At 39.5% G+C, this 25,601-nt stretch carries 20 protein-coding genes; 13 read left to right on the top strand and 7 right to left on the bottom strand.

Translation table 11 applies throughout. The features are described from left to right. Positions 1 to 401: 401 nt before the first annotated feature. On the bottom strand, positions 402 to 1,976 hold the full coding sequence (gene ahpF / locus GQR47_RS00640) for an alkyl hydroperoxide reductase subunit F (RefSeq protein ID WP_165723376.1): 1,575 nt from the start codon (positions 1,974 to 1,976) through the stop codon (positions 402 to 404). Positions 1,977 to 2,130: 154 nt separating this feature from the next. Continuing rightward, positions 2,131 to 2,700 carry an alkyl hydroperoxide reductase subunit C gene (gene ahpC / locus GQR47_RS00645; protein WP_002960601.1) on the bottom strand — a complete coding sequence of 190 codons (570 nt, stop codon included), beginning with the start codon at positions 2,698 to 2,700 and terminating at the stop codon, positions 2,131 to 2,133. Positions 2,701 to 2,981: 281 nt separating this feature from the next. On the opposite strand from ahpC, the gene GQR47_RS00650 reads away from it, so the two are divergent. The 3 genes from GQR47_RS00650 to GQR47_RS00660 all read left to right on the top strand — a co-directional run bounded on the left by GQR47_RS00650 (position 2,982) and on the right by GQR47_RS00660 (position 4,689). Beyond that, positions 2,982 to 3,401, top strand: a complete 420-nt coding sequence (locus GQR47_RS00650) for a DUF3429 domain-containing protein (RefSeq protein WP_149593146.1) — start codon at positions 2,982 to 2,984, stop codon at positions 3,399 to 3,401. Positions 3,402 to 3,468: 67 nt separating this feature from the next. After that, positions 3,469 to 3,870, top strand: a complete 402-nt coding sequence (locus GQR47_RS00655) for a hypothetical protein (protein WP_165723377.1) — start codon at positions 3,469 to 3,471, stop codon at positions 3,868 to 3,870. A gap of 3 nt (positions 3,871 to 3,873) precedes the next feature. After that, a complete protein-coding gene (locus tag GQR47_RS00660; RefSeq protein WP_165723378.1) occupies positions 3,874 to 4,689 on the top strand; it encodes a class I SAM-dependent methyltransferase in 816 nt (271 codons plus the stop codon). Positions 4,690 to 4,716: 27 nt separating this feature from the next. On the opposite strand, the gene GQR47_RS00665 is transcribed toward GQR47_RS00660, so the two are convergent. Further along, the gene (locus GQR47_RS00665; protein WP_165723379.1) at positions 4,717 to 6,318 is read right to left on the bottom strand and encodes a GMC family oxidoreductase N-terminal domain-containing protein; all 1,602 of its coding nucleotides are present in this window, start codon (positions 6,316 to 6,318) and stop codon (positions 4,717 to 4,719) included. 197 nt (positions 6,319 to 6,515) lie between these two features. Between GQR47_RS00665 and GQR47_RS00670 the strand changes: the two genes are divergently transcribed. The 3 genes from GQR47_RS00670 to GQR47_RS00680 all read left to right on the top strand — a co-directional run bounded on the left by GQR47_RS00670 (position 6,516) and on the right by GQR47_RS00680 (position 9,768). After that, positions 6,516 to 7,505, top strand: coding sequence for a Gfo/Idh/MocA family oxidoreductase (locus GQR47_RS00670; RefSeq protein ID WP_024597371.1), 990 nt, complete (start codon positions 6,516 to 6,518; stop codon positions 7,503 to 7,505). A gap of 423 nt (positions 7,506 to 7,928) precedes the next feature. Further along, positions 7,929 to 8,672: a FadR/GntR family transcriptional regulator gene (locus GQR47_RS00675; protein WP_024597372.1), complete on the top strand. Its 744-nt coding sequence runs from the start codon at positions 7,929 to 7,931 to the stop codon at positions 8,670 to 8,672. 232 nt (positions 8,673 to 8,904) lie between these two features. Further along, complete coding sequence (locus GQR47_RS00680) at positions 8,905 to 9,768, top strand: DMT family transporter (protein ID WP_165723380.1); 864 nt, start codon at positions 8,905 to 8,907, stop codon at positions 9,766 to 9,768. 81 nt (positions 9,769 to 9,849) lie between these two features. Here GQR47_RS00680 and GQR47_RS00685 read toward each other — a convergent pair whose 3' ends face one another. Continuing rightward, positions 9,850 to 11,046, bottom strand: a complete 1,197-nt coding sequence (locus GQR47_RS00685) for an MFS transporter (RefSeq protein ID WP_024597373.1) — start codon at positions 11,044 to 11,046, stop codon at positions 9,850 to 9,852. Between the two features lie 73 nt (positions 11,047 to 11,119). Further along, the gene (locus GQR47_RS00690) at positions 11,120 to 12,214 is read right to left on the bottom strand and encodes an NADH:flavin oxidoreductase/NADH oxidase (RefSeq protein WP_165723381.1); all 1,095 of its coding nucleotides are present in this window, start codon (positions 12,212 to 12,214) and stop codon (positions 11,120 to 11,122) included. Positions 12,215 to 12,694: 480 nt separating this feature from the next. Between GQR47_RS00690 and GQR47_RS00695 the strand changes: the two genes are divergently transcribed. The 4 genes from GQR47_RS00695 (at position 12,695) to GQR47_RS00710 (ending at position 18,858) form a co-directional block, all read left to right on the top strand. Beyond that, complete coding sequence (locus GQR47_RS00695; RefSeq protein ID WP_024597338.1) at positions 12,695 to 15,112, top strand: TonB-dependent receptor; 2,418 nt, start codon at positions 12,695 to 12,697, stop codon at positions 15,110 to 15,112. A gap of 101 nt (positions 15,113 to 15,213) precedes the next feature. Next, positions 15,214 to 16,797, top strand: coding sequence for a sulfotransferase (locus GQR47_RS00700; RefSeq protein WP_024597339.1), 1,584 nt, complete (start codon positions 15,214 to 15,216; stop codon positions 16,795 to 16,797). A gap of 325 nt (positions 16,798 to 17,122) precedes the next feature. Then, positions 17,123 to 17,830, top strand: a complete 708-nt coding sequence (locus GQR47_RS00705; protein ID WP_024597340.1) for an AraC family transcriptional regulator — start codon at positions 17,123 to 17,125, stop codon at positions 17,828 to 17,830. A 101-nt stretch (positions 17,831 to 17,931) separates the two neighbouring features. Further along, positions 17,932 to 18,858, top strand: coding sequence for an EamA family transporter (locus tag GQR47_RS00710; RefSeq protein ID WP_024597341.1), 927 nt, complete (start codon positions 17,932 to 17,934; stop codon positions 18,856 to 18,858). Between the two features lie 363 nt (positions 18,859 to 19,221). Here the strand turns inward: GQR47_RS00710 and GQR47_RS00715 are convergent, their stop codons facing one another. After that, positions 19,222 to 20,199 (bottom strand): helix-turn-helix transcriptional regulator, encoded by a 978-nt coding sequence (locus tag GQR47_RS00715; RefSeq protein ID WP_024597342.1) that lies wholly within the window; start codon positions 20,197 to 20,199, stop codon positions 19,222 to 19,224. 1,052 nt (positions 20,200 to 21,251) lie between these two features. Here GQR47_RS00715 and GQR47_RS00720 point away from each other — a divergent pair. From GQR47_RS00720 to GQR47_RS00730, 3 genes are read left to right on the top strand one after another with little or no spacing between them, the layout of a single operon-like run. Then, positions 21,252 to 23,105 (top strand): CIA30 family protein, encoded by a 1,854-nt coding sequence (locus tag GQR47_RS00720; RefSeq protein WP_024597343.1) that lies wholly within the window; start codon positions 21,252 to 21,254, stop codon positions 23,103 to 23,105. A gap of 28 nt (positions 23,106 to 23,133) precedes the next feature. Then, positions 23,134 to 24,174, top strand: coding sequence for a histidine kinase (locus tag GQR47_RS00725; RefSeq protein WP_024597344.1), 1,041 nt, complete (start codon positions 23,134 to 23,136; stop codon positions 24,172 to 24,174). Further along, positions 24,171 to 24,959, top strand: a complete 789-nt coding sequence (locus tag GQR47_RS00730; protein WP_024597345.1) for a LytTR family DNA-binding domain-containing protein — start codon at positions 24,171 to 24,173, stop codon at positions 24,957 to 24,959. Before GQR47_RS00725 ends, GQR47_RS00730 begins: the two co-directional genes overlap by 4 nt. Before the next feature lie 13 nt (positions 24,960 to 24,972). Here GQR47_RS00730 and GQR47_RS00735 read toward each other — a convergent pair whose 3' ends face one another. Then, positions 24,973 to 25,377, bottom strand: coding sequence for a hypothetical protein (locus tag GQR47_RS00735; RefSeq protein ID WP_024597346.1), 405 nt, complete (start codon positions 25,375 to 25,377; stop codon positions 24,973 to 24,975). Positions 25,378 to 25,601: the final 224 nt, after the last annotated feature.

Consider the following 25,601-nt stretch of genomic DNA (forward strand, 5'->3'; position numbering starts at 1 on the left):
AGGATATAAAATTAAAAACATAATTAGAACTATATTACTAACAGTACTTATTGTTGCAGTATTTAAAGGCGTTTCCACTGGGCAATGGAGCTCATCAATAACAATAGTTATCGTATCAGGCGTATTGCTGTTAGTTACATTTATCAGTGCTAAGTCATCACGTGGATCATCAGCTTATACTGGCAGTGACTCATCAGTTTCCTCTAGCAGTAACTCATCGCATTCTCATACAAATTGTAGCGGCGGCGATTCTGGCGGTGGGTGCGATTAAATCGTGTGCTAATTCTTAAGTATTAAAAAAGCCGCCTTTGGAGAAGGGCGGCTTGGGTTAACAAACAGCTATGGGTGTAGCCTTGCTGTTATATCAAGAGAGTTTTTACTAAATTTTTTATTAAATAATGTTAAGCAGCACTTTGATCAGCTTCTTCAGAGTGACGAATTAAATAATCAAATGCACCTAAACTTGCTGTTGCACCGCTGCCCATTGCAATAATAATTTGTTTAAACGGAGTATTGGTTGCATCCCCCGCGCCGTAAATTCCTGGTAATGAAGTTGCGCCTTTAGCATCAATCAGTATTTCACCAAATTTACTTAATTCAAGGTCGCTGTCTTTTAACCACTCAGTATTTGGTATTAAGCCTATTTGTACAAATATACCGGCAAGTTCAAGCTCTTTGCTCTCCCCTGTAACTCTATCTGTGTACATTAAGCCAGTTACTTTTTTACCATCACCAAGTACTTCGGTAGTTTGTGCACTTTTGATAATGGTAATATTAGCCATGCTTTTAGCTTTACGAATAAGCACTTCATCAGCACGTAGTGTGTCTGCAAATTCAAGTACCGTAACACTTTGCACAATATTAGCTAAATCGATTGCTGCTTCTATACCTGAATTACCACCGCCAATTACGGCAACAGGTTTACCTTTAAATAAAGGGCCATCACAATGTGGGCAATATGCCACACCATGGCCGCGATATTCTTGCTCCCCTGGTACGTTCATTTCGCGCCAGCGTGCACCAGTTGCAAGTACGAGCGACTTAGCTTTAAGTACTGCGCCATTTTCTAGTGTAATTTCGTAGCCATTGTTATAACCAAGTGCCGCTGCACGCTGATTATGCATTACATCAACATCGTATTCTTTAACGTGCTCTTCAAGCTGAGCAACCAATTTAGGCCCTTCAGTCGCCTTAATCGAAATAAAGTTTTCTATTGCTAATGTATCTGCAACTTGTCCACCAAATCTGTCGGCAACAATACCTGTATTTAAACCTTTTCGTGCTGAGTAAATCGCAGCCGATGCGCCCGCAGGCCCGCCACCAATTACAAGTACATCAAATTTATCTTTTTTACTTAGCGATTCAGCTTGGCGCTGTGCCCCTTTGCTATCTACTTTATTGAGTATATCGGTAAGGCTTAGTGCACCTTGGCTAAATGGTTCGCCATTTAAATACACAGCCGGTACAGCTAAAATATTTCGCTCTTCTACCTCACTTTGAAATAATGCGCCATCAATCATGGTCGCTTTAATATTGCTGTTTGTCGCTGCCATAGTATTAAGTGCTTGGACTACTTGCGGGCACGTTTGGCAACTTAAACTTATGTATACTTCAAAGCTGAGTTCTTGAGTGAGCGATTGTATTTGTTCAATGTCTTCGCTTTTAGCTTTACTTGCGTGTCCGCCAGTATGTAAAAGTGCTAGCACTAAACTTGTGAATTCGTGGCCCATAGGTACGCCTGCAAACGTAATATGGGTATTTTTAATAGGTGAATGTACAACCATTGACGGGCGACGCGCGCTTGTATCTGGGTTGTTCATTACCGTAAATTTATCGCTCAGTGAGGCTAAATCGTTCGCTAAGCTTTCTACTTCTGCTGATTTTTTGCTGTCATCCAAGGCAATAAGCAGCTCAACAGGTTGAGTAAGCGATTCAAAATGGCTTTTTAATTGATTTTTTATGTTGTTATCTAACATGGCTTAACCCTTTTAGGAAAATTTAAACAGCAAGCCTCCCATGCCAAATAATGCATGTGCTTAAACAAGTATATTGATATAGGAGGCACCAACAAACGGATGTTCGTTGATTTAAGGGCAGTTACCTGCCCTTATAGTAGGAATAAATCTATACTTAGATTTTACCGACTAGGTCTAGTGAAGGTGCAAGTGTGTCTTCACCTGGCTGCCAAGATGCAGGGCAAACTTCACCATCGTGAGTTGCAATGTATTGTGCAGCTTGTACTTTACGAACTAGTTCTTTAGCGCTTCGGCCAATTCCTAAATCGTGAGTTTCGATTACTTTAATTTCGCCTTCTGGGTTCATTACAAATGTACCGCGAAGTGCTAAACCTTCTTCTTCAATCATTACACCAAAGCTACGTGTAATACGCCCTGTTGGGTCGCCAATCATTGGGTAAGTAATTTTACCGATAGTGTCTGACGTGTCGTGCCATGCTTTATGAGTAAAATGAGTGTCGGTAGATACTGAGTAAACTTCTACGCCCATTTCTTGAAGTTGTGCATAGTAATCTGCAAGGTCACCTAATTCGGTAGGACATACAAATGTAAAGTCTGCTGGGTAAAAGAAGAAGATTGACCATTTACCTAGAACATCTTTTTCAGACAATTCTACAAAGTCACCGTTGTGGTAAGCGGTTGCATTGAATGGTTGTAATTTTGTATTAATTAATGAAGTGCTCATGGTATTTCCTCATCTGTGTTTATGTATTTTAAAAGTAATCAACGCTTTCGTTTTGAACGACCTTCTGCGTTGGCTTGAGTAGTACAATAAGGCCAATAGGAAATTAAATAAAATTGATTGTTTAGATTAAAACAATCGGTTTTTTGGGTTGAACTATATAATCATTGTTATTGTAAACATCAGTTGAATTGTAAACGCTGGCGAATTATTAAGACCGCTAATCGCAATACTGCTACAATAGCCCCGCTTCAAATAAGTCATTAAATATAAGGCGCACCGTAATGGAAAAATTTGTTAACCATATACAGCTAGGTTATCTAGGCTTAATCCCGTTTTTAGGGTGTGTAGGTTGGCCACTCATGTTTGGCAGTAATAGCCTTAACTTAGAGTTTTTTACTTTTTACAGTATCGCCATTTTAGCATTTATGGCGGGTAACTTATGGCGCGCCGGAGAGCAAAGCTATAGCAATGCAATTAAAGCGGTATTACCTGTTATCCCAGTTCCATTTGTATCATTTTTACCTGTAGAGTGGGCACTGGCTTGGCTAGGTGCTAGTTTTTGGTTAGTACTTATATTTGAAAAAGCCACGCCACAATGGCAAACCTATCATAAAGATTATCAAAAAATGCGCTTTGTACTTACCTCTGTTGTGTTTGTTTGTCACATTCTGACTATTGGTATGAGTATTTACCCTAAATAGCAGCTGTAAACTTAAATATTGCGTGGTAATAAGGTAATATCCGCGCACTGCTATTTGAGGACACACCATGATTGACCAACTACGCCAACAACTCGACGAACTTGGCGAAAACTACGTAGAAAAAAACGCTGCATTTAAAATCAAAGTGATCCCATTTTTTTGTGCTATTCGCATTAAAAAAGATCATAAAAGCGAAGGTCGTTTAAGCTTTTATTCAAGTCAATTACTCGAAATATTATTAGTCGTCTTATTTTTGCTATTCGGTTTAACACTGTACGATACAGATGCAGGGTTCACTCACGGCCCTATTCATATTGCCTTTGCTATTTTAATTACCTTTAATCTTATTATTAAACAAATCGCAATCGAAGGATTAAAAACCAGACTTGCGTTTCATCGTTTACTAGCAAAAGACTCACAAACAAATAGCAATATAAATAATACTGCTACACACATAAACACTAAATAAAATATGTATTTAAATCCTCAATGGCGAATACTCACCGTAGGCGATGGCGATTTATCGTTTTCGAACGCTATTTACACCCATCTATCGCCAAAAGTTTTGGTTGCATCCACTTACGATGACCAAACTACTATTGAGCAAAAGTACCAGCACAATGCACTTAGCAACTTAAAAGCGCATAACGTTGAGGTACTTAATAGTTTTGATGTAACAAACCCTGCATGTTGGCAAGCTCTAAGTGAAAACCAGCACAGCTTTGATGTGGTTATTTTTCAGTTTCCGCTTATACCTGCATTTGTTGGCCGTGAAGCATTTGAAAACAACACGCGCCAAACCAGTATGAACGTATTAAACCGCGCTTTACTGCACCAATTTATTAAATACGCTAACGAATACGCGCTTGATAAAAATGGGCCAATGCTTTGTTACATCACCTCAAAGGATGTAAAACCTTATCGTGAGTGGAATATAGAAGGGAGTTTAAATAACGGTTTAACCGCAGATTATTTAGGCCAAATCCCATTTGATATTAGCCATTTTGAAGGTTATAAAATTCGTAATGTTGACCGCGATAAACACGTTAAAGACACAAGCGGCATAACTTACGTTTTCAGCCCAAAAAGTCTCGATAAACATACTAGCGAATTAAGCTCACGCCTTACAAAGCCTGCATACTTAACATCTAACCATTGCCCCCTATGCCGCGTTGGGCCTTATGTGGCAAGCGAGGACGAAGCCAAGCATCTAAACGCTAAAAAGCATCAGCAAATGCTACATCTTGAAAGCGATTGGCAACAATGGCTAAATGAGTTTTATCGCTAATTAATAGCCCTGCTATTGTTAATTCAATTATACGTTTTCGTGTTTAATTAAATCAGCCGCTTTTTCAGCAATCGCAATTACCGGCGCATTTGTGTTGCCGGTAATAATAGTAGGCATAATCGACGCATCAACTACGCGTAAGTTACTCACCCCGTGTACTCGTAAATTAGTATCTACCACTGCCATTGAGTCTTGCCCCATTTTACATGTCCCTACTGGGTGATACTCGGTATCTGCAGTTTGGCGTATAAACTCAATTAGCTGCTCATCATTATTTATATCAAGCGGGTAGAGCATTTTACCGCGTATGTTATCAAAAGCGTTGCTTTGCATAATAGCGAGTGTTTTTTTAAGGCCTGCAAGCATTACAGTTAAATCATCTGGGTGGCTTAAATAATTAGGGTCTATAAGCGGTGCACTACGCGGGTTGTTATCGGCTAATGTAATAGTACCTCGGCTTTTGGGGCGCATAATACTGCTGTGTATACTGTAACCATGCCCAGTGTGTAATTTACGACTATGATCGTCCACCAGCCCAATTACAAATTCTAGCTGCACATCGGGCGCTGGCGAGCCTTCAAATAATTTAATAAACGCGTGCGACTCTGCAAAATTACTGGTTAATCGCCCTTCTCGTTTACTAAACCAGTTAACGCATCCTTTTAAAATGCTGGCAATGCCAAGCGGGCTTATACCAAATGTGCCTTTACTTGTTTTTGATTTATAAAGTGGCACTACCGTTAAGTGATCTTGTAAATTAGCGCCAACACCTTCAAGTACGTGCTGAACCTTAATGTTATGTGCACTTAACTGCTCTTTTGGGCCAATACCCGAAAGCATTAATATTTGCGGCGAATTAATAGCGCCAGCACTAAGTATTACCTCTTGTTTAGCACGTAAATTAATAACCTCCTTATTACGCCCTATTTGCACGCCTTGCGTTATCTTATTAGCTATATTTATTTTATTAACGTGGCTATGGGTTAATACCGTTAAATTCGGGCGGTTTAAATGCGGTGTTAAATATGCTTTTGCTGCACTACAACGCTCGCCATTGTGCTGAGTTACCTGCGATAAACGCGCGCCGCTTTGCTCTTTGCCATTTATATCGTCGCTTAAATTAACGCTCTGCTCAGCACAGGCATTTAGAAAATATTGGTTTACATTGCTTGGATTACTTAGCTCTTGTACATGTAGCGGGCCTTTTGTTCCGTGCAGCTCATTATTTATAAACGCTTTATTGTTCTCAGCTTTAATAAAGTACGGGAGTAAACTCTCAAAATCCCAGCCTTCATTACCAAGCTGTGCCCAATTATTGTAATCGTATTTGTTACCGCGAATATAAACCATTGCATTGGTAGAGCTTGACCCACCCAATACTTTGCCGCGCGGCACAAAACCACAGCGGTTATTAAGCGCTTTTTGTGGCACCGTATTGTAATGCCAGCTATTTATGCCATAAGGCACACTCGCTGCTATGCCAGCTGGCATTTGCACAAATGCACTTTTATCGCTGCCGCCAGCTTCAATTAAACAAACATTTACATTTTTATCCTCAGACAAACGCGATGCCATAACACAGCCGCCACTGCCTGCACCAATTATGATGTAATCATACTCTGTGCTCATACAACTTGCCGTTTACTTTTTATTTACACCACAATACATAAAACCAGCTCATTAATCGCTATTTATATTGCATAAACCCTCAGCTAAAAAACGACGTTAATTAAAGCCTAAACACATTAAAAACTTAACCTTTAAAACAAACACGCCAAAATTTAAAATGATACAATTATCGCTCTTATATTTTCTAAGGAGTGAGCATGAACTTTGTTATTGTTGGCACCAATTTTATTAGCGACACATTGTTAGCCGCTGCAAATACGTTAAACGATTTTAATTTATATGGGGTGTGCTCGCGCGCAGTATCTAGCGGCGAAGCATTTTTAGCCAAACACCCACAAAATGCACAAGCAAAAATTTTCACCTCAATCGAGCAAGTTTGCCAAGATCAAAATGTCGATGCTGTCTACATAGCCGCCCCTAATAGCTTACACAAACAATATGCCGTTATGTGTCTAGAAGCGGGTAAACATGTCCTTGGCGAAAAACCATCAGCTGCCAATTCTAAAGAGCTTGCAAGCATTATAGCTACAGCAAAAAAGCATCAGCGCCTTTACATGGAAGCCATGATGACCACTCACTTGCCTAACTATGAACAGCTACAACAGGCAATGGTAAAAATTGGCACACCACGTAAATATATTGGCCAGTACAGTCAATACTCATCGCGTTACGATAAGTATAAAAATGGAGAACGCCCAAACACATTTTTACCCGAGTTTGCAAATGGTGCTTTAGTTGATTTAGGGATTTACCCGCTGTATTTATTAATTGCACTTTGGGGGGCACCAAAAAGCGTGAGTGCCAGTGGCGTATTGCTCGATACTGGTGTAGATGGTGCGGGCGATGTATTACTAAACTATGCAGATAAACAAGCCGTTATTAGTTACTCCAAAATATCGCAAGGCGACAACATAACCGAAATACAAGGCGAGCTTGGGCGCATACGTATAGAAGCCGTATCGCAACTTAAAAAAGTGGAATTTATTGCTAATAATGGTGATGTAGAGATTATATCCCAGCCGTTTGATGAGCACTTTATGAAATACGAAGTTGAGCATTTCATGTCATTAGTGAAGCAAAATATCCTTGAGTCACCTGTTAATACGCACATTTTAGCCAGTAACGTAATGAGCGTTCTTGATGAAGCGCGCAAACAGCTTGGGTTGTGTACCCTAACGACTAATTAAATAAAATATGGGCGTTAACCAACGACAGCTAACGCCCAGAAGAAAGCTTAAATAGCTCTCGTACAACGACACATTTTACAAAACACTTTAAAATAGCGATCCCCATCCATGGGCAATCAAATACTTCTACAACAAACTTAACACTGACAACCCAACTCGGTTTATTACCAATATTTATTACTCAATAACCTTAAATTTAACCTAACACATAAAAACATTACCAATCAAGCTGGCCAATTACATTATTTTAAACTAAATTGGTGATACAAGAATGCAACCGTTGGTGTATAGTGGTTTTTAACCCTAACATCGCGTTAGAATTTTGACATAATAGTGAATTTTAAGGTAACCTCTGATATTAACAGTTGGTTTTGACTTATAGGCCCCAGAGGCCATTATTCCTTAAGGTAATGAAGGTAAAGTATGGGTAATCGTCGCTTATTTTGGCGCATAGTTGATAAAATTGAGTCTTTAATAAATCAAGGCGAATTTTCTGCTGGGAGTCGTTTACCACCTGAACGTGAACTTGCAGAAATGTTTGATGTAAGTCGCCCTACCATTAGAGAAGCTATTATCGCATTAGAAGTACGTGGCCGAGTTGAAGTTAAAACTGGCTCTGGTGTTTACGTAGTAGAACAAAAAAATGCATCTATAAAATCAAAAGAGATCAGTGCATTTGAACTTACTCAAGCGCGTGCATTAATTGAAGGCGAAATTGCCGCTTTAGCTGCTCAAAGCATTACAGAAGAAGAACTAGAGCAACTAAATAAAACATTAATCGCCATGGAAAAAGGCCTTTATGTTGAGCAAGCTGACCGTGAGTTCCATGAAATAATCTCGCGAGCAACACGCAATAAAGCACTTGAATTTGCAGTATCTAACTTGTGGGATTTACGTTTAACAAACCCACAAATTGTTGCTGACTATAGTAGTGTATGTAAAAACAATAACGAATGCGTTATGGATGAACACACCGCTATTTATACAGCCCTAAAGTCTCATGATGCAAATGCAGCTCGCAGCGCAATGCACAAACATTTTAATCGCTTAATTAATGCTTTATTTGATGCCGTAGAGTCGCGCGCACTTGAAGAAATTAAACGCAAAAATAATGAAAAACGAGGTCTTTACTCTCTTGATGGCTTAGTTAATAAAAGTGCCCATTAGGGCCTTTTAACCAATTGATTAAAGTTAGCAAGCGCCTGTTTGCTAACTTTACCTCTTACTTTATTTACCTTCCCTATTTAATATACTTTTTATTGCGTTATTTTTGGTCGCAAACACTTACCTATAAATTTAAAAAAAGATACTATGCCGCCATTAATATCGGGGGGGTTTAGCTTTTATACTCCCTGCATTACATAACTAATTGATAGAGTTACTCAACTCAAGGAAAATAATGCATTCATCTACGAAAGAACTCTTACTCGCTGTTTTTTGTATATTGCTCGCTATGGTAACTATCCAATCTGGTGCCTCGCTTGCCAAGCAACTCTTCCCTATTGTAGGCCCTGAAGGGACTACTGCACTCCGTTTAGGTTTTTCTGCCACTATTTTATGCCTGATTTTTAAACCGTGGAAACACTTACCTGCCGCAGGCCAACGATTTCCTATTTTAATTTACGGCCTGAGCCTCGGCGGTATGAACATTTTGTTTTATTACGCCATAGAGCGTATTCCACTGGGTATCGGCGTTGCACTTGAATTTACCGGCCCATTAGCAGTTGCATTATTTTCATCGCGCCGTAAGCGTGATCTATTTTGGGTAGGCTGTGCTATTGCGGGTATTTTATTACTACTGCCTGATATGAAAGGCCAAGAAAGCCTAGATCCGGTTGGCGTTATATTGGCGCTTGCCGCTGGTGCATGTTGGGCAGGTTATATTCTTTTTGGTAAAAAAACCGGTAATCAAGGCTCTGGTGGTGCAACTGTGGCTATGGGTATGACTATTTCGGCCATTGTACTTGTGCCCTATGGCGGAATTTTGCAAGCCTCTTCATTCAGTTGGGATATTATTCCATTAGGTATTGCTATTGCAGTACTCTCAAGCGCCCTGCCGTATACCCTAGAAATGATCACTTTGCGTAATATGTCGTCGCAAGGCTTTAGTATTATGATGAGTTTAGAGCCCGCAATTGCAGCATTAGCCGGATTACTCATATTAGGCGAACTATTGTCTATTTGGCAGTGGCTGGCAATATTACTGGTAATTATTGCCTCTGTTGGTAGCTCGTTTTCAAACGCAAAAAAACAGACTACTTAGTTAACTACCAAATAACCTAAATAATCTAAATAAAGTCACCACGCAACATGGTGACTTTATTGTGTTGTATCCAGTAATTTTTTAACTCACAGCCTTACTTTGCTTTTTAGTTGTAACCAAATAGCCAATCAACGAAATAAGCGGCATGCCCGTCGCGACCAGAGCAATACCTGTCCACCCGCACGCTTCATATAATGGGCTGGCAATAAGCGAGCCTACTGCGCCACCTACAAATATACTCGTCATGTAAATAGCGTTTAAACGCGCACGGCTTTGTGGCTCTAGTGCGTACACTGCACGTTGACCCAATACCATATTGGCCTGCACAGAAAAATCAATAAACACACCGGTTAATGCCAATACTATAATGCCGTAAGGTAACTCAAATAAGCTTGGTAAAAAGCACAGTGCTGCAATGAGTTTGGCCAGTAACGATAACTGATGCGTATAGCCCTTATCAGCCAAACGCCCAACAATGGGAGCTGCTACAGCACCTGCTGCGCCCACTAGTGCAAACAATGCTATTTCTGATTGGGATAAACCATACTCACGGGCAAGCACAACCGGTACGCTCGTCCAAAATAAACTGAACGATGCAAACATTAATGCTTGAAAAAGTGAACGTTGGCGCAGCACTGGTTGGCTAATCATTAACTGTTTAAGCGATTTTAATAACTTAAAATACGTTGTTTTATGGGTAGGTTGCCTGCTTGGAATAGCAAAATAAATTACGCCTGCAATAAACACCATACACCCTGCTGCAAAGTAAAATACAGCACGCCAACCAAAGTGATCGGCTATTAAGCTCGATATTGGCCTTGCAAGCAAAATACCTAACAGCAAACCTGCCATAATATTACCAAGCACCTGTCCGCGTTTTTCATCCGACGATAAATGCGCAGCAAGCGGAATAAGAACCTGAACAGACACCGAGCTTATACCTATCATCAAACATAAAATAAGCATTACATTAGGTGAATCAGCCAATGCCGTACCCACTAAACTTAAAAACGACACAGCGAGCGTTATAAGCATTAAGCGTTTGTTTTCTATTAAGTCAGCTAAAGGCACTAAAAAAAACAAACCTAAGGCATAACCTATTTGTGTAAGCGATACGATAAGGCTGGCACTATGCGAGCTTAACCCCACCTCTGGTGCTAGTAACTCAATGATAGGTTGAGCGTAGTAAATATTGGCAACAATAAGGCCGCAGCACAAAGCAATAATAGTGACGAGTGTATTGCTAAGTGGTTGCGCTGAAACGCCTGTTTGGGTCATGTGTATCCTACTTTACAAAAATAATAAAACCCAACCAGCAAACGCTGATTGGGTTTTTACAAAAAACTAAACTTTACTTAATTGGGGATGGCTGCCCATGTGGGCTTGAGCGTAAATACTGTTTAGGTGCAGTCACTGTAGCACCAAGCTCTGCAGCAACATGCCACGGCCAATGCGGGTTATATAAAATACCACGCGCAAGTGCTACGCCATCGGCTTGCTGCTCACTAATAATATCTTCGGCTTGTTGCGCCTCAGTGATTAAACCAACGGCTATTACAGGCATTTTAACAACGTTTTTTATCGCTGTTGCAAATGGCACCTGAAAATTAGGTTTTACTGGTATTTGTTGCTCAGGGCTTAAACCCGCCGTACTTACATGAATAAAATCACAGCCGAGTTCATCAAGCGCTTTACTAAGCACTATCGATTGCTCTAAATCCCAGCCGCCTTCAACCCAATCGGTTGCCGAGATACGCACACCCACTGCTTTTTCACTTGGGAATACCGCGCGTACTGCTTTAAATACCTCAAGCAATAAGCGCATTCTGTTTTCTAGGCTACCACCGTAGTTGTCATCGCGCTTGTTTGAAAGTGGCGACAAAAACTGGTGTAACAGGTAACCGTGCGCACCATGTAGCTCGATTAAATCAAGGCCGAGTTCATCAGCGCGTTTAGCTGCACTGACAAAGTCTTTAATTAGTGAGTCAATATCGGATTGGCTCATTGCTTTTGGTACTGGGCTGTTAGCGTCATACGCAATTGCCGAAGGGGCGAGCGTTTGCCAGCCATTAACATCATCAGGTGCAATGGCATCGCCACCGTCCCATGGTTTTTCAGTTGATGCTTTGCGCCCAGCATGCGCTAACTGAATACCAATAGGCATAGGGCTGTATTGCCTTACTGCTTTTAGGCTTTTGTCTAGGGCTTGCTGGGTTTCGTTATTCCAAAGCCCTAAATCGCCATAGCTAATACGCCCTTCTGGGTTTACTGCTGTTGCTTCTAAAATAAGTAATCCTGCACCACTTAAACTCAATTGGCCCAAATGAATAGTATGCCAATCGCTAGCAGCGCCATTGTTTGCTGAATACTGGCACATGGGTGCAATAATAATACGGTTATCTAACGTTACTTGCCCAAGTGATAAAGGCGAAAATAGTTGGCTCATTGTTAATCCTTGAAAACACGCACAAAAAAGTGCTGACAAAACAAAAAAAAGAATACGAAGCGGCAATCAAGCACGCTCACTCAATAACTTACACAGTTACTTATAATTCCGACTTAACACTCTTAATGGGGATAAAAATATACTTTAATAGTGCTGATAAAAGCATAATTAATAACATTATAAACTATCAATTTTAATGTAATAATTTGTTTAACGAGCACATCATAAAGCCATTTTTAAAAAATGAATGACTATTTACCTTTAAACAAGAGTGCGATTTTTAACCTGGCTGTACCTAATAGGACTAAGCTATTGCTTATATTGCCTATTAACTAAATACCCCCCCCCCACAAACAAAATATATTTATTCTATAAAAGTGAATTAAAATTCAATTTAAATATTCCAAGCTACTTCACTCCCTGATAAACTGCTTAACTTAATTTACTAATGTAAAACATTTGAACCGGGGATCACTTTTTATGTTTAAACCAAGCTTGTTAACCTTGGCTATTTCGAGCGCTGTTTCTAGCGTATTTTTATTGCCTAATGCCGCACTTGCTCAAGAAGAAGTTGCAGCTAAAAACAAATCACTCGAAGTAATCGAAGTTACAGCAACAAGGCGCAGCGGCTCTGTGCAAAATGCACCGCTAAATATTACAGCCCTTGATGCAGATATTATGAAAGATCAAAATATCAATGAGCTTGCCGATGTAGCGCGCTGGGTACCTGGTTTAACAATTACCGATCAAGGTGGTCGATCAGGCTCGCCTATTATTGTTCGTGGTTTAAATACCAATTCATCTGGTCCATCATCAGATGGCGGCACGGTATCTACTTACATTAACGAAATTCCGGTTTCGGTAGATATGCGCCTTGTAGATATTGAGCGTGTTGAAGTATTAATTGGGCCACAAGGCACCCTTTATGGTGCAGGCACATTAGGCGGTGCAATTCGCTACATGCTTAAACAGCCTGAGCTTGATTTTACATCGCTTGAAGTTTACGGCGACCTGTTTCAAACAAAAGAAAGTGACTCTTTAGGTGGCGAAGGCGGTTTTATATTTAACCTTCCTATTATCGAAGATAAATTAGCGGTACGCGCCAGCTTAAATGTATATGAAGATCCGGGTTTTATCGATTACGGCTATGTAGTACGTGAACCTAGCGTATCGTTGCCAGATCCAGATTGGAGCGATAGCTCAGCAGTTAATAACAACCTTAAAAATGTAAAAGACGCCAACGGCGAAACCACCACAACAGGTCGTATTTCCGTACGCTTTAAACCAAATGAATCGTTTGAAGGTACGCTTAACTACTTTTACCAAAACCAAGACAGCGAAGGCCGCTCGATTGTTCATTACAACAGCCTTAATGCAAATAACGGTTTAAGCGATGTAATAGGTAAATACGAATCGGCTTATCGCTTTGAAGAACCTCGCGAGAAAAAAGATCAATTACTAAGCCTCGAACTAAAAGCCGACCTAGGTTTTGCAGAGCTAGTATCGGCAACCGGTATTTCAAGCTTTGATGCCGACGGTCAACGCGATCAAACAGACTTACTAATTCGTCTTGATTACGGTTATGAAGAGTTTCCTTCGTTTTCAACGTTTACCCGTGAAATTGACGAAGAAGATACCTTTACTCAAGAAATTCGCTTAGTGTCGCAAGGCGACAGCGACTTTAACTGGATTGTGGGTGGCTTTTACAACAAAACAGAAACCGAAGCATCAAGCCGAGAGTTTACCCCTGGGTTTGACCAATTCGCTATCGATAACTTTGGTGGCGAGCAGCTAAGACCTGACTCATTAGAATACTTAGAGCTTACAAAAAGTACCGTCACTGAGTCTGCACTATTTGGTGAAGTTGGCTACCAAGTTACCGACAAATTAGATGTGACCATTGGTGCCCGTTTTTACAAATACGATATAGAGTCGCAAGCGGCTTTTGACTTCCCGCTAGCAAATACATTATATGGTGGAGTAGATCCTGATGTAACCACCGTTGCATACGAAAAAGACGAAGCAGGCGATAACGGTAACTTATTTAAATTTAATGCTAAATACCAGTTCACTGACTCAGTAATGGGTTATGTAACAGTAAGTGAAGGCTTTAGAATTGGTGGTTCAAACGGTTTAGTGTCTTGTCCTGATCCAATTGTTGAGGATCAACAAACAGGTTGTGGTAAACCTGACGAATTATTATATGAAGCCGACACCACAACAAACTACGAGCTAGGCTTTAAAAGTACATGGTTTAGAAGCCAACTACACTTTAACGCCGCGTTATTTAACGTAGATTGGGATGATGCACAAATTACGGGCGCTACAGATATAGGTCAATTAACGTACCTTTCAAACGCAGGCAGCGCAAATGCAAAAGGGATTGAAATTTCAACCCGTGCGATTTTATCTGACTCGTTTTCAGTTTATGCAACTTATGCCTACACAAAAGCAGAGCTAACATCAGACGCACCATTTTTGTTTAACGCCGATGGCACCGGTGGCGCAGAAGACGGCGACCGTTTACCTGGTTCACCTGAAAACCAATTTTCGATGGGTGTAAACTATCAAACAGACGTATTTTACGACAAAACACTCGATATTAACTACGGTTTAACCGCGCAAAGCGACGTGCTTTCAAGAGTTGGGCTTCGTGATAACGGCGAAACACTACCAGGTTACAGCTTAAGTAATATATCAGCTAAATTAACAGCTGATGCATGGTCAACGACCCTATATGTTGATAACCTATTCAACAAATACGCAGTTACGTCAGTTCGTCGTTCAGATGCCGATATAACATCAGCTAATGGCGCCGATATACAACGTAACTACGGCCATTACATTAATCGCCCGCTAACGGTAGGTGTTAAATTTAACTACAAATTTGAAATATAATTTAAGCGACTTTTAAACAGTCTCACTTTTTAAACACTGTTTTAAGGCTCAAATTTATTTGAGCCTTTTTATTTTCTTTTACAAAATAATTACCAAAAACCATGCAGCCAAATTTAAAGCAACTTCATCAAAGCGCAATACACTCCCTAAACCAAGGTAAAATAGAGCAAGCACACAAAGCCCTAGTGGAGTTAGTGACACTCAAACCAGACTTTGCTGATGGGTATTTTTTGCTGGCAATGGTTAATTTAACTGTTGGGCAAATACACAAAGCAATAAAGCTCATCGAAAAAGCCCTTACCCTTGGCCAAAGTATTGAATACACCGCGCAACTTGCTAAATGTTACGCACTTACTGGCGAATTACAAAAAGCAAAAAATACCGCACTATCGGTGCCATTAAAGCAAATAACTAAAGCACTTGATGCCGACACACTCGGCGTTGCACTTACTCAAGCAGGCATTCACGAACACGCACTTAACTACTTTGAGTGCGCTATTAAACTGGCTACAGCAGCTAACAAAGCTCAACCACCGTTTTATTATAACTACGGCGTAAGCGCTAAATTTTTAGGACTATTTGATAAAGCCCAACACGCTTTTGAAAATGCCATAGCGCTTAACCCGCTGCACCACCAAAGTCATTTTGCATTAAGTGATTTAACTAAAGTAAGTAAGCAAAATAACCATATTGAGCGCTTAAAAAATGTATTTGAGCAAGTAACACACCCCGATGCAAAACTGCATATAGGCCATGCTTTAGCAAAAGAGTATCAAGACCTTGGTGAATTTTCAGAGGCTTTTAACGCGTTAGAGCAAGGTAAAGTAGCAAAACGTACTGTGCAGCCATTTGATCATAAAAGCTCAACTGAGTTGTTTGAACATATTAAACTCTTAAGTGAACAACACACACAAGCGCTAACACAAGGTAACCCAACGGCCGAACCTATTTTTGTATTAGGCATGCCCCGCTCTGGCACCACATTAGTTGAGCGTATTTTATCGAGCCACAGCGACGTGCAATCAGCCGGTGAATTACAAGACTTTGGCCTAAGCGTTAAAAAGCTAAGCCAAACACAAACACCTCACGTGCTCGACACTCAAACGCTCAGTAAAGCCTACGAGCTTGATTTTAATCAGCTTGGGTCAACCTATTTAAACGCAACACGCGTAATAACAGGCAGCCATAAGCACTTTATAGATAAACTCCCGTTTAACTTTTTTTATATCGACTTAATTACCAAAGCCCTGCCAAACGCTAAAATTATTTGCATGCTACGCGACCCAATGGACACCTGCATTGGTAACTATCGCCAGTTATTTACTATAAATAACCCCTACTACGCGTACTCGCTCGATTTACTCGACACTGCCAAATTTTACAGCCGCTTTTACAAACTCATGCAGCACTTTAGCGCCCTGCATAGCAATATAAAATTAGTAAAATACGAAGAACTAGTCGCCCAGCCCGAGCAGCAAATAAAAGAGCTAGTTAGCTTTTGTAATTTAGAGTGGCAAGCACAGTGTATAGACTTTCACTTAAACACCTCACCGGTCTCTACTGCAAGTAAAGTGCAAGTACGCCAACCACTTAACAACAAAGCAATTGGGCGCTGGAAAGCATTTAAGCCCCATACTGATAAAGCAGTGGAGTACCTTTTAAAACAAGGTATTAGTATTGAGTAAACGCTTTATTTTACCGGTGAGAGACGCCAAATAAGAGGCTTTGTGTACGTGTAGGTCGGATAAGCGAAGCGCCATCCGACACAGTAAAATACCTTGCCAATTATTATCTACATTTTATGTTGTGGAGTGGCGGAGAATGCCAACAGCAGATATTACCTTTCAAGGCCTTTGAGTGGGACTGCTAAGCCATGTGAACTCACACACCATTGCAGTCATTGAGGTTTAAGTTAAAGAGCTAATAAAACTAACACTTCACTTTGTCATCCATTGCTCTACTATGTATAACCAAAATCAGGATGAAATAAGGCCATACATTTCTGTTATTATGAAAAATCTATTATCCATTCGTTCTTATAGCACAAAACCAACCCGTCACTCACATCACTTTAATCAATTGGTTTTACCTTTACGTGGTGTCATAAATATATGCGTTGGTGATTTCAATGGTAAAGTTGCGCCAAGTGAATGTGTTGTAGTTAAAGCCAATGAAGAGCACTTGTTCACTGCAGATACTGAAGCTAGATTTGTAGTTGTGGACATGAAAAACCTACCCCTAAATATTTCATCTTCTCACTGTATTGTTTTTGCAATTAACTCATCCCTTAAAAGTTACTTAACCTTTATCGAAAACCAATTAGAAAATAAAGTTAATGCTCAATTAGAACAGGCGATGTTTGAAATGTTCAGTTTACTGCTTGCAGAGCAACCTTTATTGCCAAAAGTAGATAACCGTATTGGTACAGCAATATCCTTCATAGAGCAAAATATTGCAGAGCAACTTCACATTAAACGCCTGGCTGAATCTGCTTTTCTAAGCGAAACGCAGTTTAAGAAACTATTTAAGCAACAAACAAATATGACTGTGATGAAATACGTAACCAAACTTCGTATGGAAAAAGCGCAAGCTTTACTAACACACACAGATTATCCACTATCAATCATTGGTGAAAAAGTAGGCTACAAAGAGCCGTCAGCCTTTAGCCGAAAGTTTTCACAATTCTTTGGCCTACCACCTAATAAATTCAAAAAGTAAACTTAGTCTTTATTGTCAACGATAGCGTCTTAATTGTTAAAAACTCCTTTCATCATTAGCATACAATTTCTGTATTGAAATAATAAAAAACAGGTATCACTATGCAAAGTCATCACGGAAGTTTTAAAGGTGTAATTGCTATCATTATTGCTAGTTTTTTGTGGGGAACAACAGGCACCGCAGCAAGCTATTCCCCTGATGTGAGTTCGTTTGCAATTGGTGCATTCTCTATGGGAATAGGGGGAGTGCTACTTGTTATTACAGCACGAAAAACGTTATTTATAGATTATAAGCTCATGATTTCACAGCCTAAGGTATTACTTTTAGGTGCCGCTTCTGTCGCTATCTATCCATTAGCATTTTATACTTCAATGCGTTTATCAGGTGTTGCAATTGGCACTGTAGTTTCAATTGCTACGGCACCTTTTTTTGCTGCAATCCTTGAAAGCCTAATTAGTAAAAAAAATATATCACTGGAATGGGTACTGAGTTTTGTTATTGGAGCTATAGGTATTACTTTATTAACGTTAGGTAGAGATCAGAGTAATGATCCTTCATACAGTATTAATCAACAGAGCCTGGGTATTCTTTTGGGGTGTATTGCTGGATTAACCTATGCAGGTTATTCATGGGCAGCAAGGAGTTTAATTGAAAGTGGAGTTCATTCGAAATCGTCAATGTCAGGACTGTTTGGTTGTGCTGCTTTATTGTTACTCCCTTCATTATGGTTTACAGGTGATAACTTATTTTCAAGCGCAACCAATGCATTGGTATCTTTGTATATGGCAGTAATTCCAATGTTTTTAGGATACTTATTATTTGGTTTTGGCTTGAATTATATAAATGCAAGTAAAGCGACATTAATTACCTTAATAGAACCATTAGTTGCAACTTTTTTAGCCGTTTTCGTTATTGGTGAAAGGTTTAAGATAATTGGTTGGATAGGTGTGGCTTTGGTATCACTATGCCTATTAATGCAAACCATCAAACCTCAAAAGCAATTAAGAGTACCTATTAAATCTATGTAGCTTAAGAGCATTGACAATGCTTTTAAAAGCTTACCATAGGGTATAATTCATTTATATAAAGTAAAAAACATGAACGCTCGTAACGAACGTTCATAAAATGTAATAACCAAGGAGACGAGTATTGACTTCATACATCATAATTTCTCACAGTCTGCCTCACGCTCACAGCCGAACTTCGCTAAAGTGCCATTTATAGTATTTGAATTTAGGTCTAGATTGATGATCGTAAATGCCAGCATAGCGGTTGTTCAAGTATTTATATTTAGATGACTTATTTGTATCCCCCCTAATCTCTGCCATATTAGAAAGTTACTGGTTAAGATTAGGTTTTTGTATCGCTGATAAAGATGCATATCATGTTCATCACTCTTCTTTATCCAGCAACTCCATTAATCCAACCAGTGCAGCGAAAAGTACAGCCCCTACAGGCCAAATTATCCAAGTTACGCCCCAATCCATAGTCCATAAGCTCCAACCAAGAAAGATAGCGATTAGCAAAGGCCAGTAGAATGCAGCGAGTTTTTCAGCACGTTTTACACGTCTACTCTTTACGGTATCTAGAGGCCCATCTTTTAGAATATTGTTATAAGCCTCGTATTTAGCCGCAACAGGAGACACAATGTATATCCCAGCGGCTATGATGAGCATAAGTACAATTAGCATCATTAGAGTTATACTTGGGCCTCTGAAAAGCATACTAGCAAACATAAGAGGTGCAAAACTGATAATGAACATAAATATACCCAACGATAATCTTCGATTATAGGTAGGTCTGAACTTTGTTAATTTTTCATTGAAAACACCATGTACACCATAGGCTAATTCAAATGCTTCATTATCTATTACCGCTATATCGCTTTCATATTGGTTGGCTCTGAGAAAAAAATTTATTCCCATAGAGACTATAACTACAATACACACAACTCCTATCGCTGCTGCGATATTGCCTGTCAGGTTCAATCGATTGGTTTCAGCCATTGCCAAGAAGAAAAACAAAGGTACTACTGAGCATAAACAAAGTATAACTCCTTTAGTGATTAAGGCTGACACTTCCATCTTATTTTCAATATATTTTGCTGCTTGTTCTAAACTAATTTGAATGATATCAGGCTTTTTATTTTCATCATGAGAATCAAAAGCTTCATTCTCATCTCTTAGTAGAAAGTCAGTAGACACGTCAAAAAGCTCCGCCAATATAATTATCCTATTTAAATCAGGTATGCTATTAGTGCTTTCCCACTTAGACACTGACTGCCTAGAAACATTCATCTTTTCAGCCAATTCTTCCTGCGACCAACCAACTTGTTTTCTTAATCTGACAATCTTTTCTGCTAAAATCATAAAGTTCATTCCTTCATTTGTTGTTGAGCGGTAAGCATAGAAAGTCAGGTAGTTGCAGACCAGCAAGTCAAGTTGTTAATTTGTCAACCAGCGGTTGCAATTAGGCTAAACAGCTAAATTTAAACATTTTATTTGGTGCTAGCAAGTTAGTTTTTCATTTTGAGAGTCGAACCAAATCAGACATCCTAAATATAACTAAGCTGTCAATCTATGGCAAAATTTCCCCATCAGACAGGTCTTCCAGCCCAAAAGCTTTAAAGGTGCCCGTTTGATCCAATTTTGTCACTCGTTTAGGGAAGAGTTTAGTGTTTAATTGCTAAAATCACCTATATCATAACTAGGGCATCCATAGTTAAACCACCTCAAAAAAAGAATGTTAGGAATGGGTCAATTTTGTTGGCTAACGGTTGCTCGATTTAAGTTGTTAATTTACATTATTATTGATAATTTTCAGTAATTTGACATGATTAATTCATTAGAAATCTGTGTGAAAATTAAATGCTAGCGTCTTATATACTCACAAAGCGATCTTGAAACCGAATTCATTACTGACTGCTTTAGGCTCAAATGAACATCAAGTGATGGAAGTTCAAAGGCAGCAACGAGCTTACACTAGCCCCTCAAACATGCAGTATATATTGGTTTGAATTACCAATAATCTGTTTATTCTTTTACAAAAACTAATGTCAGCTTTCGGCTAATAGTTAGCTTTAGTAAAGCAGGTTCGAACGTCAGCTATAGAGAAAAATGGATTCCAGTTACAAGATGCTTGAGCGGCTGTTAATCGCTCCTAGCCGCCTTTAAAAGTCATTCAAACAAGATTAAATTTTAAAACCCTGTCTTAAAATAGGCATACCCGCCGAAGGGATCTATCGCTAATTCATAATATTTAGTTCAGTTAATCTGAGCGCACCACTACGTTTATTTACTTTAGTGTCGGTTCAACGGCAAAAAATGTCAATTCAGATAAACATTAATGAAGCAAGTTAAAAAACTCGCTAAATTCCTTATCAACAAAACGCCAAATACCTATTTTGATAAGGAATATAGTCATGAACATTATTACAAAAACAGTTATAGCACTGAGTTTAACAAGCCACTTTAGTGCGCATGCCATTGACCTGCGAGTCGACAACATTCGTGTATACCAAAGTAATTCGCAAAGCTTTTCTGCGCCGAGTTCGCTTTATATTGACGATGGTAAAATTGTAAACGTTGCTAAAGCGACCGACCCACTACAAAACGCCGATAAAACTATTGATGCCAACAACCAATATGCAATACCAGGTTTAATTGATTTACATGTACATTTGGGTTCATCAGGCAGTAACTTTACTGAGTTTCAGTATTTGCCGGTTAAATCGCACTTTAATTCTAATTTGTATTTAGGCGTAACTAACATTGTTGATTTGTTTTCGTTTGAGCAAACCCTAAACGAAGCCGCTCAATTAGAAGAAGCCCAACTAACCCCTAACCTTTTTTATGCAGGTACATTGTTTACCAACCCTGGCGGGCATGGCACGCAGTTTGGTGGCAACGCTTACGAAATTGCCAAAAATGAAGACATAGCAGCGCTATGGAAAAAACATATAAGCACCCAACCCCATGTAACTAAAGCGGTTATTGAAACCTTTGGCGGTATGGGTAAATCGTTGACTGATAGCCAATTAAGCGATCTTGGTAAGCGCTCTAAAGCGGCTAATTTACCGTATTTTGTGCATGTTTCTACACTAGATGATGGCAAACGCGCTATTAAGGCCGGTGCAACGGCTTTAGCCCACGGTATTAATAGCGAAGCGATAGATGATGAGTTTATTACGCTAATGAAACAGCATAATGTAACCTACATTCCTACCCTTGCGGTGTACCACAACCATAGCGATGAAAAGCATAACCATACTATTAGCTCACAAAACGAGTTACTAAAAACCATTCCCGAAAAGCTTCAAGAGTGCTTGTTTGAAAATGTGCCTGCGCCTTCAAAATGGAAAGAACACGCATGGAGTGAACGTAAAACCGCTTATGCAAATATTCAAAAGTTACATAAAGCTAATATCACTATAGGCACCGGCTCTGATGCCGGAAACCCATACACAATCCATGGAACAGGGTTACATAACGAGTTAGATGCACTTAAAAAAGCGGGCCTAACTAATGGTGAAATAATTAATGCGGCAACGGTTAACGGCGCACAAGCGATCAATAAAGCAGATAGTATTGGTAAGCTTGCTAAAGGCTTTGAGGCAAGCTTTATACTGCTTAAGCAAAACCCACTTGATGATATAAACCATATTCACACAATCTCAGAGGTTTATAAAGCAGGTATACAAGTAGACCGCCCAGCGCTTATTGCTCAAAACAAAGCCATAAAGCCACAAGGCCCCACTTGTAATGAAGTAATTAAAAGCAGCCAAGCGCAGCATGTTATTGATGATTTTACCGGTGATACACCATGGCAAGCCTTAAGCGACTCGGTAATGGGTGGTCAGTCTGTGGCAACGCTTACCACGCATAAAAATAGCTTAACTATAGATACAACCATTACAAAGCCAACAAGCTTTGGCGCGTGGGCAGGCGCTGATATAAAATTTACATCACCGGCTGATGCTTCAGCATTTAAAGGTGTGCGCTTAACGTATAAAGGGTCTACCACGCCTTTTGCTTTGTCTGTTTATCATAGTGATGTAAAGGATTGGGATCACTTTAGTGTACTTTTAAAGCCGCGCGATGAATGGACCACGCTTGATATTCCCTTCACTACACTTAAACAATTTGGTTTTGGTAGCCCAGTTACGTGGTCGGCAACAGAATTAACTGGGGTTAACTTAATGTGGCGTAAAATGCCAGGCGCAAGCAATGAGTCATTAAAAAACACACTACAAATCAAAGAGCTAACTTACTTTTAAATGAGTAGCAGTCAAAACACAAAATCATTTGGGTTTTGACTGTTTTTTGTTATGGTTTAATCACTTACAAAAAGAAGCACATACTATGCTCAAACATCCATTTTATAAATACAGCTTTTTTACTCTACTTATTGTAGATATTGCTTATGCCCTTGGGCTAATAATCGCGAACTCCGCATCCTTTACTACTGGTAGTGCACTCGCTGCAACTGTGTGGTTCGTTACTTTTTACTGGCTTCCTGTTTGGAGTGCGGCAGCGGTTATTTTTTACCTTCGCAATAAACACATTAACAAAATAGCATTTGAATGGTTAATTGCAGTTGTATTTATGGCACTTGGTAATGTGCTTACCGATATATTACTCACACAGCTTTTTGATGGGCATAAATCGATGGGAGTATTTGTTGTATTTAACGGCTTACTTTGGGGATCGTGTATTTACTTTACCAGTATTTTTATTGAAAATAAAAAACGCGCAACAGCCGAAAAACACGCACTTAAACAAGCTCAACTTGCTACATTACGATATCAACTAAACCCTCACTTTATGTTTAATAGCTTAAATACAATTTCGGCCTATATTCATACAAACCCTGATTTAGCCGATGAAGTACTGCATGAACTTGCTGATATTTTAAGGTACTCCCTTGATACCGCCGAGCAACAGCAAATACCTTTACAGCAAGAGCTTACAATAATAGAAAAATACTTAAATATTGAAAAAGCACGCTTTGGCGATAAACTTCAGGTTAATTACCATATTCCCAATAGGCTTAAAGACATATCGCTACCACCGCTACTGATTCAGCCAATTATTGAAAACGCCATTAAACACAACGCCAACCAAACTTCTCTAATACTTAATATAACCCTGAGTGAGCTTCCAAACGGCGTTAAAATACAAATTAGCGATAATGGTAAGGGTTTTTCGAGCGATGTAATAAAGCACGGGCATGGCAATGGTGTAGGGATGAAAAACATACTCAAGCGCGTCAAACAACTTGGTAAAAGTAAGGTACTACTGAGCAATAATAATGGTGCAGTGGTTACGTTGGAGCTAGCACTATGAACAGCAAAAACCAGCAACATACTATTACTAAAATGCGCGTATTATTTGCCGATGACGAGCTTCCCGCTCGCGAAAAATTAAGCCATCAATTAAGTTTAATGGAGCATGTTGAATTGGTGGCTATGGCTACAAATGGCAAAGAGGCTATTACATTAATCAATGAGTTGACCCCTGATGTGGTATTACTTGATATTCAAATGCCTGAAATTAACGGCCTTGAGCTTATTGATTTACTTAACTACCAGCCCATTATTATTTACACAACCGCGTATGACCAATTTGCTATTGAAGCTTTTGAGCACGCCTCAACTGACTACTTACTCAAACCTTTTCCTATTGCTAGGCTAAAAAAAGCTCTCGCCAAAGCGCAGCAGCAACTAGAGCAACAACGTGCACATACCCTAGTCAATCACGAACCCAACGAGCAAACGTTTACATTAACCAAAAACACTATAAATAAGCTCATTAGTAAAAACGGTGAGCGGATATTTTTACTCTCCCCTAGTAATATTAAATTTATTAAATCGGAGCAGGGCAATAGTTTGGCGTGGAATGGCGATACATTTCATCATTTAAGCGATACACTTGATCAGCTTGAGCATGCTTTAGCAGCACATAACTTTGTACGAATCCACCGCAGTTATTTGGTTAATATTGACCACATTAAAGAAATACAGCGCTGGTTTAATGGCAAACTTATGGTGATTGTAAATGACGATATTAAATCTGAACTAAGCACCAGCAGAGCCGGCGCAGATAAGTTAAAGCAATTGCTGCATATTTAACTTATCCAATATGCTACTGGTCGTTACTCGAATACACACTTAAAATAGGGAATTTATAATCGGCAAACGATACAGTTACCGATTGTGTTTCGTTGCCTTTAAAACCGAGTTTAAATTCCATTGGCATAAATCGGCTGCCGTCAGCAAAAAGTGCAAGTAAGTGCTCCTCGCCTAATTCTCGATTGCCCGACGATAAGTTAGTTAGCGTTATAACAGCCCAGCGTTCGCCCTCTTCATTGCTCATTAATACATAATTAACGATTTTAAAATCCCCTTTTTTAGGGGTTATGTTGCTATCGTTTGCAAACGATAAGTGCATGCTATTTGGTACTGCACGGTCAACATTTAGCGCTTTGATAGAGTCGGCTTGGCTTGCCCACGAAAGCACCAATAAAATGATCACTAAGGCTTTCTTCACTGTGAGTTCCTTTTTATTACCTAGTAAAATACCTAGTAAATTACCTAATAAATTACATAACAATAACTGTTTAAATTATATTCGCATTCCATACCTATTATGTAAACAAACAATCATCACAATTTTATCCAGCGCTTTGGCTTCGCCACTACAGACTAAGCGCTCATTCAGTGTGCTTGCGCTACTTTGAGGTAATAACGAGTGATAAGAGTAAATAATTCAAA

The sequence above is a fragment of the Pseudoalteromonas sp. Z1A2 genome (assembly GCF_011378755.1).
GTDB lineage: Bacteria > Pseudomonadota > Gammaproteobacteria > Enterobacterales > Alteromonadaceae > Pseudoalteromonas > Pseudoalteromonas distincta.